Annotated in this window: 13 protein-coding genes; 8 read left to right on the top strand and 5 right to left on the bottom strand. The window is 71.5% G+C overall.

Annotation, left to right across the window (positions count from 1 at the left end):
• Window positions 1-42 precede the first annotated feature (42 nt).
• Complete coding sequence (locus G401_RS56405) at window positions 43-183, bottom strand: hypothetical protein (RefSeq protein ID WP_157546711.1); 141 nt, start codon at window positions 181-183, stop codon at window positions 43-45.
• A gap of 112 nt (window positions 184-295) precedes the next feature.
• Between G401_RS56405 and G401_RS50805 the strand changes: the two genes are divergently transcribed.
• From G401_RS50805 to G401_RS0135780, 6 genes are all read left to right on the top strand, one after another.
• Window positions 296-3,538: a GH92 family glycosyl hydrolase gene (locus G401_RS50805; protein ID WP_051367693.1), complete on the top strand. Its 3,243-nt coding sequence runs from the start codon at window positions 296-298 to the stop codon at window positions 3,536-3,538.
• A gap of 169 nt (window positions 3,539-3,707) precedes the next feature.
• Entirely contained in the window at window positions 3,708-4,076 is a 369-nt protein-coding gene (locus G401_RS50800) for an ArsR/SmtB family transcription factor (RefSeq protein WP_034594118.1), read from the top strand.
• A 20-nt stretch (window positions 4,077-4,096) separates the two neighbouring features.
• A complete protein-coding gene (locus G401_RS0135795) occupies window positions 4,097-4,315 on the top strand; it encodes a hypothetical protein (RefSeq protein ID WP_157546710.1) in 219 nt (72 codons plus the stop codon).
• A 147-nt stretch (window positions 4,316-4,462) separates the two neighbouring features.
• Window positions 4,463-5,476, top strand: a complete 1,014-nt coding sequence (locus G401_RS0135790) for a helix-turn-helix transcriptional regulator (protein WP_027346264.1) — start codon at window positions 4,463-4,465, stop codon at window positions 5,474-5,476.
• Entirely contained in the window at window positions 5,473-6,030 is a 558-nt protein-coding gene (locus G401_RS0135785) for a hypothetical protein (RefSeq protein WP_027346263.1), read from the top strand. The genes G401_RS0135790 and G401_RS0135785 overlap by 4 nt, the downstream gene beginning before the upstream one ends.
• Before the next feature lie 110 nt (window positions 6,031-6,140).
• Complete coding sequence (locus G401_RS0135780; RefSeq protein WP_027346262.1) at window positions 6,141-7,112, top strand: hypothetical protein; 972 nt, start codon at window positions 6,141-6,143, stop codon at window positions 7,110-7,112.
• Here the strand turns inward: G401_RS0135780 and G401_RS0135775 are convergent.
• Together G401_RS0135775 and G401_RS50795 are read right to left on the bottom strand one after the other, a co-directional pair.
• Window positions 7,070-7,798, bottom strand: a complete 729-nt coding sequence (locus G401_RS0135775; protein WP_027346261.1) for a hypothetical protein — start codon at window positions 7,796-7,798, stop codon at window positions 7,070-7,072. The two genes, G401_RS0135780 and G401_RS0135775, sit on opposite strands and share 43 nt — an antisense overlap.
• Entirely contained in the window at window positions 7,791-8,285 is a 495-nt protein-coding gene (locus G401_RS50795) for a SigE family RNA polymerase sigma factor (RefSeq protein ID WP_034594117.1), read from the bottom strand. The genes G401_RS0135775 and G401_RS50795 overlap by 8 nt, the downstream gene beginning before the upstream one ends.
• 282 nt (window positions 8,286-8,567) lie before the next feature.
• Between G401_RS50795 and G401_RS0135765 the strand changes: the two genes are divergently transcribed.
• A complete protein-coding gene (locus G401_RS0135765) occupies window positions 8,568-10,433 on the top strand; it encodes an esterase-like activity of phytase family protein (protein WP_211240942.1) in 1,866 nt (621 codons plus the stop codon).
• Between the two features lie 51 nt (window positions 10,434-10,484).
• Here the strand turns inward: G401_RS0135765 and G401_RS50790 are convergent, their stop codons facing one another.
• Window positions 10,485-10,913, bottom strand: coding sequence for a DUF6220 domain-containing protein (locus G401_RS50790; RefSeq protein WP_245602002.1), 429 nt, complete (start codon window positions 10,911-10,913; stop codon window positions 10,485-10,487).
• Window positions 10,914-11,046: 133 nt separating this feature from the next.
• Here G401_RS50790 and sigJ point away from each other — a divergent pair, with 133 nt between their 5' ends.
• Window positions 11,047-11,946 carry an RNA polymerase sigma factor SigJ gene (gene sigJ, locus G401_RS0135755; RefSeq protein WP_245602000.1) on the top strand — a complete coding sequence of 300 codons (900 nt, stop codon included), beginning with the start codon at window positions 11,047-11,049 and terminating at the stop codon, window positions 11,944-11,946.
• On the opposite strand, the gene G401_RS0135750 is transcribed toward sigJ, so the two are convergent.
• A complete protein-coding gene (locus G401_RS0135750; RefSeq protein ID WP_027346258.1) occupies window positions 11,939-14,038 on the bottom strand; it encodes a hypothetical protein in 2,100 nt (699 codons plus the stop codon). The genes sigJ and G401_RS0135750 overlap by 8 nt on opposite strands.
• Between the last annotated feature and the right edge of the window lie 43 nt (window positions 14,039-14,081).

Genomic DNA, 14,081 nt, shown 5'->3' with positions numbered 1-14,081 from the left:
CTCGCCGGCGCGAGCATCCCGCCTTCGCCTCCTTGCGCGGAATCAGTGGTTCAGGACCGCGTACCCGCCGCTGAGCACGACGTCTCCCACCTGGCACAGCGCCTTGGACGTGTTGGCCACCGGCGACTGTGACACTCCGACGGTTGCGGCGGCGACGACGGCACCGACGGCTGCCACGCGCATGGCATTTCCGACGACGGGCACCCGCACGGGTTGACGCGCCTCACGGATCGGTTCATATTGATGGCTACTTCTCATGACAACGTTGTCTGACGCTCCCCCTCCGGAGGACACGATGCCCCTACGAAGGTCCCTCATCCCCGCGCTCGCCCTGGTCGCCGGCGGCCTGGTCGGGCTGCCCGCCCCCGCGTACGCCGCGGTCGCCAATCCGGCCGGCCTGGTCAATACGCTGGTCGGCACCTCGAACCACGGCGAGACCCTGCCCGGCGCCGTCGTCCCGTTCGGGATGGTGCAGTTCAGCCCCGAGAACACGGGCGGCAACCAGACGCGTACGCCTGAGCCGGGCGGATACTCCTACAACGTCACCCGTATCCGCGGCTTCAGCCTGACCCACCTGTCGGGCACCGGTTGCGCGGGCGCCTCGGGTGACATCCCGTTCCTGCCCTATCTCGGCACGGTGAACTCCTCGCCCAGCGCGGACACGACCGACGCCACGTACGCCAGTTCGTTCTCGCACGCCAACGAGACCGCCACGGCCGGCTACTACCGCGTACTGCTCGGATCCGGTGTGGACAGCGAGTTGACGGCGACGACGCGTACCGGGGCGGGGCGGTTCACCTATCCGGCCGGGACGGCGAGCATGCTCGTGCGTACGTCGAACTCGGAGGTCGGGTCGAGTGCGGCCAACGTGACGGTCGACGCCGCCAACCAGACCATCAGCGGCTCGGTGACCAGCGGCAACTTCTGCGGCTACATCAACACCGTCGACCGGCGCAGTTACTACACGCTCTACTTCACGGCCGTGTTCGACAAGCCGTTCGCCTCCACGGGCACCTGGCAGGACGGTACGCTGCGCGCCGGCACGACGTCGGCGAGCGGCGCGACCACCTACGGGACCGACGGCTGGCCGGTCGCCGGCAAGGGATCGGGCGCCTACGTGTCGTTCGACCTGTCCTCCGGGCGGACCGTGGGCCTGCGCGTCGGCGTCTCGTATGTCAGTGCCGCGAACGCCACCGCGAACCTCAACGGCGAGAACCCGGCCGGCACGACGTTCGACAGCGTACGGACGGCGGCGACGAACGCGTGGAACACGGAACTCGGCCGGGCGGAGATCACCGGCGGTACGGCGGCCCAGCAGAGCACGTTCTACACCGCGGTCTACCACAGCCTGCTGCACCCGAACGTCTTCAGCGACCGCAACGGCCAGTACGTCGGCATGGACCAGCAGGTGCACACCGTCGCATCCGGACAGACGGCGCAGTACGCGAACTTCTCCGGCTGGGATGTCTATCGTGGACAGTTGCAGCTGGTGACGCTGCTGCGACCCGACATCGGGGCGGACATCGCGCAGTCGCTGTACAACCAGGCCAACCAGAACGGCGGGGTGTGGGACCGCTGGACCCACAACCAGGGCGGTACGCACGTGATGACCGGCGATCCCGCGCACGCGGCCGTGCCGAGCATCTACGCTTTCGGCGGCACGGGTTTCGACGCGGCCGGGGCGCTGGCGTCCATGACGTCGGCCGCGACCACGGTGACCAGCGCCGACCTGTCGAACCAGGGCTGGAACGTGATGGTCGTCGGTGAGCGGCCGTCACTCGACAAGTGGCTGGGCGTGCACTACATCCCCGAGAGCAGCAACGCCTGGGGCGGCGCGGGCGAGTCGCTGGAGGACTCGGTGGCCGACTTCGGCATCTCGCAGCTGGCCGGGCGGCTCGGGCAGACCACGACCGCGCAGACCTTCCTGGCCCGGTCGCAGTACTGGAAGAACGTGTTCAACCCGGGCACCGGCTACATCCAGAACCGGCGCGAGGACGGTACCTGGCCGGCTCTGACCCCGGGCAACGACGACGGCTTCGCCGAGGGCAGCGCCGCGCAGTACACGTGGATGGTGCCGCACAACGTCCGCGGCCTGGCCGACAAGATGGGCGGCAACGCCACCACCAACAGCCGCCTGGACACCTTCTTCCACAACACCGACGGCAGCTGGGCGCTCAGCGGGGCCGGCGGCACCAAGTCCGACCTGTCCAACGAGCCGTCGATCGGCGCGCCGTGGCTGTACGACTTCACGGGCCAGCCGTACAAGGCCCAGCAGACCGTGCGGCAGGTCCTCAACACGTTGTGGTCCAACACCCCGGGCGGCATCCCCGGCCAGGACGACCTGGGCGCCATGTCGGCCTGGTACGCGTGGTCGGCGATGGGCCTGCAACCGCTCGCGCCCGGCCGCGCCGAACTGCTCCTCGCCGCGCCGCTCTTCCCGCAGGTCGTGATCCACCGCAGCAACGGGATCACGCTGACCGTGAACGCGCCCAACGCGTCGGCGTCCACTTTCTACATCCAGTCCGCCGCCGTCAACGGGACGACGTCCACCAAGCCGTGGCTCGCCGAGTCGATGGTCGCCGGCGGCGGCACGGTCGACCTCACGCTCGCCACCACGGCCAGCACGACCTGGGGTGCGGCCGCCGCCGACGCCCCGCCGTCGTGGGACACGACCGTGAGCGGCCCGCCGAACGTCGCCCTCAACAAGCCCGCCACCGGCTCGGCCGCCTGCAACACCAACGAGGGCCCGGCCAAGGCGGTCAACGGATCGGTGACCGGCGGCACGAGCGACAAGTTCTGCTCCGCGGCCACCGGGGCCTACCTGCAGGTCGACCTCGGGCAGTCCTACGCGATCTCGTCGTTCACCGTCCGCCACGCGGGCGCCGGCGGCGAGTCGGCCTCGTGGAACACCAAGGACTTCGACATCCAGACGTCCGCCGACGGGAGCACCTGGACGACCGTGGTCCAGGCCCGCGCCAACACGGCCAACGTCAGCACGCACGCCGTGACGGCGACCGGCCGGTACGTGCGGATGAACGTCCTGAACGGCACGCAGACCAGCGCGACACCGACCCGGATCTACGAGTTCGAGGTCTACGGCACGCCCGGTTCGGGCTCGGTGACGAACGTGGCGCTGAACAAGACAGCCACCGGCTCGGCGGCGTGCAACACCAACGAAGCCCCGGCCAAGGCCGTCAACGGCTCGGTCTCCGGGGGCAGCAGCGACAAGTTCTGCTCCACGGCGGCCACCAAGTTCCTTCAGGTCGACCTCGGGCAGGCGTACACGTTGAGCTCCTTCACCGTGCGCCACGCCGGGGCCGGCGGCGAGTCGACGTCCCTCAACACCCAGGACTTCGACATCCAGACGTCCGCCGACGGAACCACCTGGACCACCGCGGTGCAGGTCCGCGGGAACACCGCCAGCGTCACCACGCACCCGGTGTCGGTCACGGCCCGCTACATCAAGCTCGCCGTCATCAACGGCGAGCAGGGTGGCAATGCCGCCACCCGCATCTACGAATTCGAGGCGTACGCCTGACGGGTACGCCGGGACGTCGGGCGGTTCCCTACTGGGGCCGCCCGACGTGCTTTTCAGCTGTCGCGCAGCCGATGAACGTCACGTACGCGACATCCTCGTTGCCGACTCTTGCGGCCACGTGTAAGAATCTTCTTACACGTGACGAGCGGGGCTGAAATCAGTGGCGGCAATGGATGTGGACGGGCTGGTGGAACGGCTGGCGGCGATCGCGAATCCGCACCGGCTGCGCATCCTGTCGGCGCTGGCCGAGCAGCCGACGCACGTCAGCGAGCTGGCGCGCCGGCTCGGCCTGTCCCGGCCGCTGCTCTACATGCACCTGCGGCGGCTGGAGGAGGCCGGTTTCCTGACCGGGCACCTGGAACTGTCGGCCGACGGCAAGGCGCTGAAGTACTTCGACGTCGTCGACTTCAGCCTGACGATCGACGTGGCCGCCATCGTGGACGCGGTGGCGCGCAGCCCGTTGAAGGAGAGCGACCCGAGCGGCGGCGAGGCCGCCGGCAGCAGCGGGCCCGGCACCGCCGGACAGCCCCTCACCTGAAGGAAGGAATGTTCGAGAACATGGACGGTTGGGTCATCATCGGCAGCGTCGGCATCATCGCCTGGGCGGTGGTCATGGTCGGCTGGGCCGTCACGGGCCGTACCCGCAAAGAGGACGCGGGGCAGCTGCGGGCCGCCCTCGAAGCCAGCACCGCGGCCAACCAGCAGTTGGCGGACAAGCTGGCCGCCGTGGACCAGCGACTCGCGGCGGTGGAGCGGACGCTCACCGACATCGGCTGACGATCGCGGCGCCGGGCGTCCGCCCGGCCAACCGCTGTGAACTGTGGTGATGCGGAATCCCGCAGCACCACATCACAGTTCGGTCACGCCCTGGACCTTGATTGCCCTGGATGATGGTATTCCCCCGGACGACAAGGGGGGCCTTCGATGGGCAAAGGCAGATCCGACGAGCTGGTGACCGCCGTGGCCACGCCGTCACTCACCCGGTGGGGCGTCGGCGCACTGGCCGATCTGATGTTCCGGGCCCTGCGCACGACGCAGGGCCGCACGGCCGAGGCGCTCGCCGCCGACCTGGGCGTACCCATCCGGCAGGTACGCGTCGCCCTCGCCGAACTCTGCGGCCTGCACGCGTTGAGCCGGACCCCCGACGGCCTCTGGTACGCCGACGATCCCGCGCCCCTCGTACGCCGGCTGGACGAGGCGTACCGCAACCGGCGACGGGGTTCGTTCGATCCCGCGGGCGCGCCCGATCTGCGGGGACTGGCCGACATGCTGGGACCCGGCATCCGCCATCTGCGTACGCGTGAGGCCACCCGGGACCGTCTCGGCCGGCTGGTCACCGTGGCCAGTGCCGAGCATCTGGTGATCAATCCGGAGGTCTCGTTCGAGTCGTCGTCGGCCCAGGCCGCGGCGCCGATGGATCAGACGCTGCTCGACCGCGGCATCACCGTACGCGAGATCGGGGTGAGCGGCTGCGTGGATCCGGCGGAACTCGTCGGGCAGCCCCAACAGGCGCTCTACCGCGAAGCGGACCGGCTCTCGATGAAGCTGATCATCGTGGACCAGGTCGTCGCCCTCTTCCCCGTCGACCAGCACGACTACGACCGGGGATACCTCGAAGTCGCCGACATCGAGATTGTTCGCGGTCTCGTCGGGCTGTTCGAGAAGTCCTGGGACGAAGCTCACGAACTCAAGGAGACCACCATGCCGATGATCGAGCTCTCCGGTCGCGAAAGCCAGCTCATCAACCTCCTCGCCCATGGGCACTCCGACGCCGCGGCGGCCCGGGCGCTGCGTATCAGCGAGCGGACGGTCTCCACCATCCTGCGCGGCCTCATGGACAAGGCCGGCGTGGAAAACCGATTCCAGCTGGGCATCGCGCTCGGCGCCGCGCGCGCCGTCTCGCTGTCGGCCGAGCCTCACAAGGAGAACCCCTCATGAAACGGATCCTTCTCGCCGCCGCGTTCGCCGTCGTCGCCGTGCTCGGTTCCGGCGTACCCGCCCACGCCACGATCGGCGTACCGCTGCATCCGTGGGAGTGGCGGCGCGGCTTCGCGGGCACCTGCGCGATCGGGGCGGTGACATCCGCACCGCCCACCGTGGACGGCTCCACCACGATCTCCGGCTGGTTGCAGGAATGCCCCGGTGTGGACACGCCGTCCTCGAGCGTCTACTGGGCCGTCGTCAGCTACACCACGGTCGACGCCCACGCCAGCTCGCTCGCCTCGTTCCCCAACCGGTTCCAGTTCTCGATCACCAAGACCCTGACCGGTGCCGGGGGCTCCTGGGCCAACCTCACCGCGTTCTGCGTCAACGGCACCCCCGGCAACCGGGTCGCCTGTTTCGCCGTGACGCCCGTGGGCGACCACGACGCGTCGTTCGCGCCGATCGCGACCGACGACCCGCGCGTCCTCGTCCCCTACACGCCGCCCACCACCATCGGCACGGGTGGCGGCGGCATCCCGAACGACCCGCGCTGCTTCACCTGCGTCTAGGGCCGCCGCGACAGGAAACGGGTGGAGGACCGAGTCCATCGGGGGCGGTCCTCCACCCTGACATGAGCTGTTATCGTGCGGTTTCCGGCCAGGTGAACGGGAGGCACGGCGTGCGGTCCACAGACGCGATCCTCCGGACCGGCGCGTACCTGCTGATGCTGACTTCGGTGCCGCTGATCGCCGGCACTCCCGCGGCCGCCTCCTCGCCCTCGCCGAGCGCGGCGCCGCCCGCGGCCTCGCCGAGCCCTTCTCCCTTGCCGGCGCCCTGCGGTGACGATGACATCACCGGGCCGACGGCACCGGCCGGTCAGGCCGCCCGGCAACCGAATCAGGCAGTCCACAATGGAACGACCATTCTCAACACGACGGCCGTGAGCCTCACCGATCTGACCATCGAGTTTCAGATCATCCCGCCGGCGCGGGAGACCGCGTCGCCGTCCCCGCAGCCCTCGGCGACGATGTCGCCGACACCCGGGGACTCGCCGGATCCCGGGCACGCGGCGGAGGATTTCCCGCCGTCCGTCTACTGGAACCTCGACGGGTCGGCGTGGCGGCAGGCGGACCTGACGTGGGTGGCCCGGGCCGAACCCTACTGGGCCACGGCGGCCGAGTCGCTGCCCGCGCTGGCGCCGGGCTCGCACCACTCCGTCAACGTGTGGATGTCGTTCCCGCCGGGCGCCCCCGAAGGCGACTACGCGGCGTACGCGTCCTTCCGCTCGCCGAGGTGCGCGGCCGCGCTGGGGCAGGTCGGGCAGATCTCGTTCGCGTACGCGCCCGCGCCGTACGCCGGCCAGGGACACCGTTCCGGTGGGACGAGGCCGGCCGGAACGGTACCGACGGCTACCCCGTCGCCGGCGGCCGGACTGGTCACGACCGCCGCTCCGGCACCATCGCCTTCATCGTCCACTCCGGACCTCGCCGCCGGATCAGGGCGGTCCGGACTGTCCACTCTGCTCGCGGCGTGCGTGGTCGTGGGCATCGCCCTGGCCGCCGCCGGTGCCCTGGTACGCGTCGTCCGTGTGAACCGGGCCGTCCGCGATCAGCAGGACGGCTCGGCCCAGGAGACGCCGAGTACGCCGTGACCCCGGTTCGCGAAGTAGCGGTTCAGGCCGTCCTGGCTGCCGGTGCCGGCCAGCTCCGGGATCGGGTTCGGCAGTACGGCCGGAAGTGATCCCGCCCCGGAGACGGTGACCTCCAGCGCGCTGTAGCAGGTGCCGTCCGGCCGGGCGGGTGCCGGCAGCGTGGCCGTCGGATGGGCGGCCGACAGTACGCGTGTCACCGTCCGGTAGCGGCTGAGGTTCTCGGGGGCCTGGTCGGTGCCGCCGACGTAGACGGCCCTGGTCAGCTGGATCGAGATGGACGGGCAGGCACTGACGACCTTGGCCGGCAGCGCGTACGTGTCGGGGTCGGTGCTCTGCAGCAGCAGCGCTCCCGCCGTCCCCGCGTACGCGATGGAGCAGGGCGGCCGGTCGTCCTGCGGGGACCGTGACGCTGACGGCGAGGGTGCGGCCGACGGGGACGCGCTCACGACCGCGGGGCTCGGCGAGACAGCGGGCGGCGTGCTCGGCGTCGCCGGGATCGCGCCTTCCCCGCCCGGCGGCAGCCAGATCGCCAGGGCCAGGCCGATCGCGGTGAGCGCCAGGACGCCGGCCCGGGTGAGCTGGCGGCGGACGATCGTGCGGCGGGCCGCGGCGACGCCGGGCGGGCGGGTACGCGCCATCGAGGCGGTGCGGAACGACTCGAACCGCTCGTGCAGCGGGTCAGACATCGGGCACCTCCTCGTCCTCGGCCGCGAGCAGGCCGGCGAGCGTACGCCGGGCCCGGTGCAGCCACGCCTTGATCGTTCCCTCGGGTGATCCGGTGAACTCGGCGATCTCCGCGACCGACATGTCCGCCAGGTAGTGCAGGACCACGACCTGGCGGTGCTGGGCCGGCAGTTCGCCGAGCGCCCGGGTCAGGTCGACCTCGCCGGCGGTCGGCGGCTCCACGTCGGGCGGCACCAGCTCGCGGTGGCGCAGCCGGAGCCGGCGGGCCCGCCGCCAGCGCGAGATCGCCAGGTTCCAGGCGACCTTGCGGACCCACGAGAAGGGATCGTCGTACGTGGACACCGTCGGCCACTTGGTGAGCGCCCGGCAGAACGCCTCCTGCACGAGGTCCTGCGCCTCCGCGTGGTCGCCCACGAAGGCGTGCAACTGCGAGGTGAGCGGGGCGAACGCCGCGGTGTAGAACTCCGCGAAGTCGCGCCGGCCGCTCACTCGACCTCCTCGGTCGTCGGGCCGCCGAGTATGTCAGACCTCCCCGTGCGCACAGGGCGGAGGGTTTGCCGACCCCCCGCCCTCCCCCGTTGACGCATTCGGTGCTGCAGAACACGCCGTCGACGCATTCAGTGCCGACAAGACACGCACGGGCGGCCACCGAGGTTGCGGCTACGGACGTGACCCCGATCACACTGGCTGTGGCACATGATTGGGGTAGTCGACAGGGGATGGTCACCGGCCGATCATCTTCGGTTCGCCTGCCGGCGCTTGGTTGCGGACATGCGTCTCAACCCCCGTCTCAACCCCATGGCCCGCAAGCGGGCAGCAGTCATCGGCGGCACCGTGGCCGTCGTCGTGGCGGCGTCGGTCGCCACCGCGTGGGCCGACCCGTTCGGATGGTGGGCCGCGCAGTCCCACCCCTTCGCGGTGAACGCCGACTACGCCGTGGCCCGTGGCGGCACCGTCACGGGCAACGTCCTCGCGAACGACTTCGGCGCGACCGCCGTCGTGCGTACGGGCGGGCTGGACGATCCGGCCGCCGGCAGCCTGACGGTGCGCGCGGACGGCTCCTACACGTTCACCCCGGCGGTGGCGGGCAGCCACGGCACGGTGCGCTTCACCTACACCGCGACCGACGCGGTCACCGTCTACCAGGACGCCGTACAGGGCGCGGACAAGATCCCGCCGCTGGGCGAGCTCGAAGGCCCGGACGGTGCGGCCGCGCTGATCTCGGGCGGCGGCTTCGGCTCGTCGTTCGTGGCGGCGCCCGGCCGGCCGGGCTGGTTCTACGGGGTCACCGACCGGGGCCCGAACGCCGACGACCTCGGCCCGGCCAACCAGAAGGTGTTCCTGCAGCCGACGTTCAACCCGCAGATCGGGCTGTTCCAGCTCGTCGGCGGCAAGGCCGTGCTGCGCCGGACGATCGCTCTGTCCGCACCGGACGGATCGGCGTACAACGGGCTGGCGAATCCGGTCACGAAGATCGCGGCGAGCGCGGAGAAGACCGAGGACATCTACGGGACGTACATCGACCCCGCCCGGGCGTACGCGGTTCCCGGCACCTCCACCACGCTGGACCCGGACAACGGGTACGACTCGGAGGGCCTGGTCGCGCTGGCCGACGGCACATTCTGGGTCTCCGACGAGTACGGGCCGTTCATCACGCACTTCGACCGGAACGGCCAGGAGATCGAGCGGCTGTCGCCGTGGGGCGCCGACACCGGCGGCGGGCTCGGCAACGGGCACGCCGTCGACACCCGGCACCCGCTGCCGATCGAGCTGAAGCTGCGTACCAAGAACAAGGGCATGGAGGGGCTGACGGTCACGCCGGACGGCCGCACGCTCGTCGGCATCATGCAGTCCGCGCTGACCGTGCCGGACTACGGCACCGACGCCAAGGGCAAGACCATCAAGCCGGCCGCCGTGGCGCCGGTCCGCATCGTGACCGTCGACCTGCGGACGAAGGCGACCCACGAGTACCTGTACCTGCTCACCAACCCGGGTACGACGGCCGGCGCGGTCAGCGAGATCACCGCCCTGTCGAGCACGAAGTTCCTGGTCGACGAGCGGGACGGCACCCAGGGCGGGGCCGGCACGGCCACGTTCAAGAACCTGTACGAGATCGACCTGACCGGCGCGACCGACGTGCTGGGCGACGGCGTGAACCCGCTCGGCTACACGGTCGCGACCCCGGCCGGGCCGAAGTCGATCGACGCGTACGTGGGTGACGCGAACACCGCCAAGGCCGGGCTGCTGCTGTCCCAGGCCGGCATCACGCCGGTGGGCAAGACCCCGTACCTGGAGATCGGCACCGTGCTGAACCAGCTCGACCCCACCGGGCGGTTCTTCGGCCACGACAAGATCGAGGGCGTCGCCACCGCCGACGGCGGCCGGACGCTGTTCATCGCCAACGACAGCGACTTCGGCGTGGACCACCTGCTGGGCCAGAACGAGGCCGCCTGCGAGGCGTCGGGCCTGTCCGACACCACGGCCTGCGCGCCGGTGAAGTCGGCGTCGGGCGCGTACCTCGTGCACCAGAAGACCCTGGACGCGAGCGGCGCGGTGGACGACGGCGAGCTGCTCAAGGTCGACGTCACGAAGCTGCCGGCGGTGCTCGGCACGGCCACCGTCACGATCCGGTACTGATCCGCGGAACGCGGCCGGGCCCGGTGTGGGCCCGGCCGCTGTGTCGGCTCGTCACTTGGCCAGCGAGCGGCGCAGGATCAACCCGGTGACTCCCATGATCGCCAGGCCGCCCAGCGCGTGCAGGCCGAACACGAGCGCGCCGGCGGTACCGTCCAGGCCCTTCGCGATCTCCGCGATCACGACCTGCAGCGACACCAGGCCCGCGATCACCAGCGGGAGCCAGATCATCCGCCCGGCCAGCCGCCCGAGCGCCGCCACCGCGGTCAGCAGCACCGGCACGCTGAAGATCACATAGCCGAGGGCGTGGTGCGGATCGTAGGAGTGGCTGTCCTTCGCCGCGCCGAACGCCCCGCTCGCCGCGAAGAAGAACTGCGCCACCACCAGCACCGTGAGCAGAACCGCCAGTCCCGCGTACGCCTTGCGCATCATGATGTATTCCTCCTGGATGACGACGGCTCGTCGGCCGGTAATCTTGATCATGTTTGTGGCCTCACAGGTCCGACGAGACTGTGGGCGGATGTGTGAGGCGAGGCGACCCAGCTCACATTTCGGCGGCTCTGCCGGTCAGGGAGGTCAGCCGGGGCGTCGGCCGGTGCGAAGGAAGGAGACCGCCGTGGGGGATCTGGACGCGGTCATGGCCGAGCGCCGGCAGCTGCTCGGGATGGCGTACCGGCTGTTGGGGTCGGTGGCAGACGCGGAGGACGTGGTGCAGGAGACCTACGCCCGCTGGTACGCCCAGACGCCCGAGCACCGGGCCGCCATCGAATCCCCCGGCGCGTGGCTGACGAAGGTGGCCGGCCGCGTCTGCCTGGACCAGCTCGGCTCGGCCCGCGTACGCCGGGAGCGCTACGTCGGCGAATGGGTGCCCGAACCCGTGCCCGCGTCGACCGACTGGATCACCCGGCCCGGTCCCGCCGACCCGGCCGACCGCGTGACGCTCGACGAGTCGATCAACATGGCGTTCCTCGTCGTGCTCGACGCGATGACGCCCGCCGAGCGGGTCGCGTTCATCCTGCACGACGTCTTCGGCTACCCCTTCACCGACATCGCCGACATCACCGGGCGTACGCCGGCCGCGTGCCGCAAGCTCGCCTCGTCGGCCCGGCACCGGATCCGGGCCGGGCAGCCGGCCCCGACGCCGCCGGCCGAGCGGGCCGGGATCGTGCGCGGTTTCAAGGAAGCCTGGGCGGCCAAGGACATCGCCGCCCTCGTCGGCCTGCTCGACCCGGACGCGATCGCGGTCGCCGACGGCGGCGGCCTGGTCAACACGCTGCCGCGCCCGATCGTGGGCCGCGACCAGATCGCCCGGTACGCCGTCGAGATCCTGAAGTTCGCGCCGGCCATGACGATCATGGAGGCGACGGTCAACGGGCAGCCCGGACTCGTCGCGCAGGTGGACGGCGTGACCGCGACGGTCATGGCGTTCGAGGTCGCCGACGGTCTCATCAGTCGCATGTGGGCGGTCCGCAACCCGGAGAAGCTCCGCCTCTGGACGGCGGGACCGGTCAGCTGACGGGCTCGACGGCGTCGCCGGGCGGGCGCTGCCCCGGCGGCCGGCTCGGCGACACCGCGACCGGATCGCCTTCCTCGCTGACGGCCCGCAGCGCGGTACGCCACCGCAGCGCGTAGAAGTCGAGCTCCGTGAGCGCTTCCTCGGCCTTCGGCAGCTCGAACCGCGTCCGGCTGCCGTGGATGGTCGCCCAGTACGCCCGCCGCGTCCACTCGTACGCCCACCAGGCGTAGCGGTGCATGGGAGTGTCGACGCCCCAGACGTCCTGCAGCCGGGTCAGCGTCTCCTCCGCCTGGCGCAGCTCGTGGCGGGTCTCGGCCAGCCGTGTCGACTCCGGCAGGCGTACGCCGCGCCGGGCCGGTTCCGGTGTCGCCGCGACGAACTCCTGCACGGCCCGCAGCCGGCCGATCAGCAGTTCGGGCGTTGCGAGGCCCGGCGACTCCGCCACGGATCCGGCCTTCCACCGGGCCCAGCCGAAGACCGAGCGCGCGATCGGGAACACCGCGAGCAGCACGACGACCACCAGCGCCAGCAGCACGACCGTCCCCGCCACCGGCCCGGGTACGCCGGCCGGCGCCCGCCAGCCCAGCACCGCCGGAATGTCCGGGCCGGGAATGATGTCGGCGGTGTTCCACACGGCGGACTCGAAGCACCGCCACGCGTCCACGGGCGCGGCCACGGCCGCCGGGGCGTACAGGCCGGCGGGTCCGGGACCCTGGACGGCGACGAGCGCACCGGCGGCCGCGATGAGGATCTGCGTACCGGCGCAGGCGTAGTCGAGCAGGCGGCGGACCAGCCAGCCCCGCTCGTACCTGGTGCCGGGGCCGCCCGCCTGCCCGGCCAGCACCGGCATCCGCCCGACCAGCCCGGCCACGTACGCGAGCGCGTACCAGACCGCGGCCGTCGCGAAGCCCGGCCCGAGGGCGAAGCCGCCCGGCGTACCCCGGACGTGGTCGAGCAGCCAGAGCCGGCCCGGCGCGGTGCCGCCCGCGAACAGCAGCAGCAGGCCGGCGGCGATGGCCGTCGTGGCGAGGCCGGGCACTATCCACACGCGACCGAGCACGGTGTAGAGCGCCGACCAGGCCAGCCCGAACACCGCCAGCCGTACGCCGAACCCGCCGCCCGCGAGGAACGGCAGCCAACGCGTACCCAGGGAATGGGAGGGGAAGACGAAGAGCGCGGCGAGGACGGCGGCCAGGCGCGGCGGGCCGAGGAGGAAGATCGCGAAGACCTCCAGCGTGCCGAGGAACGCGCCCCAGTAGGCGCGGGTGGCCAGGGCGCCGAAGACCATGAGCACGACGAGGCTCAGCGGGCCGGCCGGGCCGATCGGCACCGCCTGGCGCCACAGCGGGGTGCCGGGGCCGAAGGCGCCCCACAGGAAGCCGGCGGCGACGGCGGAGGAGGAAAGGACCCCCGCGTCCTCGATCTGCAGCGCCCCCAGCCGCCACGTACGCGTCCGCGACCGCGGCTCGCCGCGCTGCGCCTCGGCCAGTTCGTACAGGGCGACGACCAGGCGCAGCAACGGCACGATGACGATGATTTTGAACGCCAGCAGGGTGAGCCGCCAGCCGAACCCGTTCGGCAGCGGCGGTTCGGTCCAGCCGACCCGGCCCGGAATCCCGAGCAGCGGAACGGCGTCCGCGAGCTGCCACAGGAACCCGCGCTCGGCCGGCCAGAGCGGCTGCGACCGCACGGCCGCGGTCGCTGCCGCGAACGCGCCGACGCTCGTGAGCAGGGCGGACACCGCCGCGAGCGAGGCGATGAGCAGGTAGCGCCGGCGGCTGGGCTCGGCGATCGAGATCAGCACGTTGCGGATGACGACGACCTGCAGCCCCAGCGCCACGACCGCGAACAGCCCGGCCCCGGCCGCCCGCGCCACCGGGCCGCCCGTGAACAGCGCCGCCACCATGAGATGCAGGACCACGACGAGCAGCACCGCGGCCGCGACCGTCGCGGCCATCGGGCGCACCCATTCGCGTACGGAACCGGCGGCCGTGCGGTCCAGCCGCTCCTCGGTCCGCTCCAGCCAGCGGCCGACCGGCGCGTACCGGTCCGCGACCCAGTCGCTCACGCGCATCAGGTCGGTGTCGGCCACCCGCCCATCATCCGGCATGTCGGCAAGCGCTCATCCTCGATAT

It is taken from the genome of Hamadaea tsunoensis DSM 44101, from assembly GCF_000428945.1.
Taxonomy (GTDB): domain Bacteria; phylum Actinomycetota; class Actinomycetes; order Mycobacteriales; family Micromonosporaceae; genus Hamadaea; species Hamadaea tsunoensis.
The sequence above is the reverse complement of the archived record's forward strand: the minus strand, read 5'-3'. Positions and strand labels throughout refer to the sequence as shown.

What these genes read in the sequence shown, in the direction of transcription:
- G401_RS0135795 (WP_157546710.1), top strand. Translation starts at nt 4,097, where the DNA reads ATGGACGGTTGGGTCATCATCGGCAGCGTCGGCATCATCGCCTGGGCG.
- G401_RS0135775 (WP_027346261.1), bottom strand. Translation starts at nt 7,798, where the DNA reads ATGTCTGACCCGCTGCACGAGCGGTTCGAGTCGTTCCGCACCGCCTCG.
- G401_RS50800 (WP_034594118.1), top strand. Translation starts at nt 3,708, where the DNA reads ATGGATGTGGACGGGCTGGTGGAACGGCTGGCGGCGATCGCGAATCCG.
- G401_RS0135790 (WP_027346264.1), top strand. Translation starts at nt 4,463, where the DNA reads ATGGGCAAAGGCAGATCCGACGAGCTGGTGACCGCCGTGGCCACGCCG.
- G401_RS0135785 (WP_027346263.1), top strand. Translation starts at nt 5,473, where the DNA reads ATGAAACGGATCCTTCTCGCCGCCGCGTTCGCCGTCGTCGCCGTGCTC.
- G401_RS50790 (WP_245602002.1), bottom strand. Translation starts at nt 10,913, where the DNA reads ATGATCAAGATTACCGGCCGACGAGCCGTCGTCATCCAGGAGGAATAC.
- G401_RS56405 (WP_157546711.1), bottom strand. Translation starts at nt 183, where the DNA reads ATGCGCGTGGCAGCCGTCGGTGCCGTCGTCGCCGCCGCAACCGTCGGA.
- G401_RS0135765 (WP_211240942.1), top strand. Translation starts at nt 8,568, where the DNA reads ATGCGTCTCAACCCCCGTCTCAACCCCATGGCCCGCAAGCGGGCAGCA.
- G401_RS50805 (WP_051367693.1), top strand. Translation starts at nt 296, where the DNA reads ATGCCCCTACGAAGGTCCCTCATCCCCGCGCTCGCCCTGGTCGCCGGC.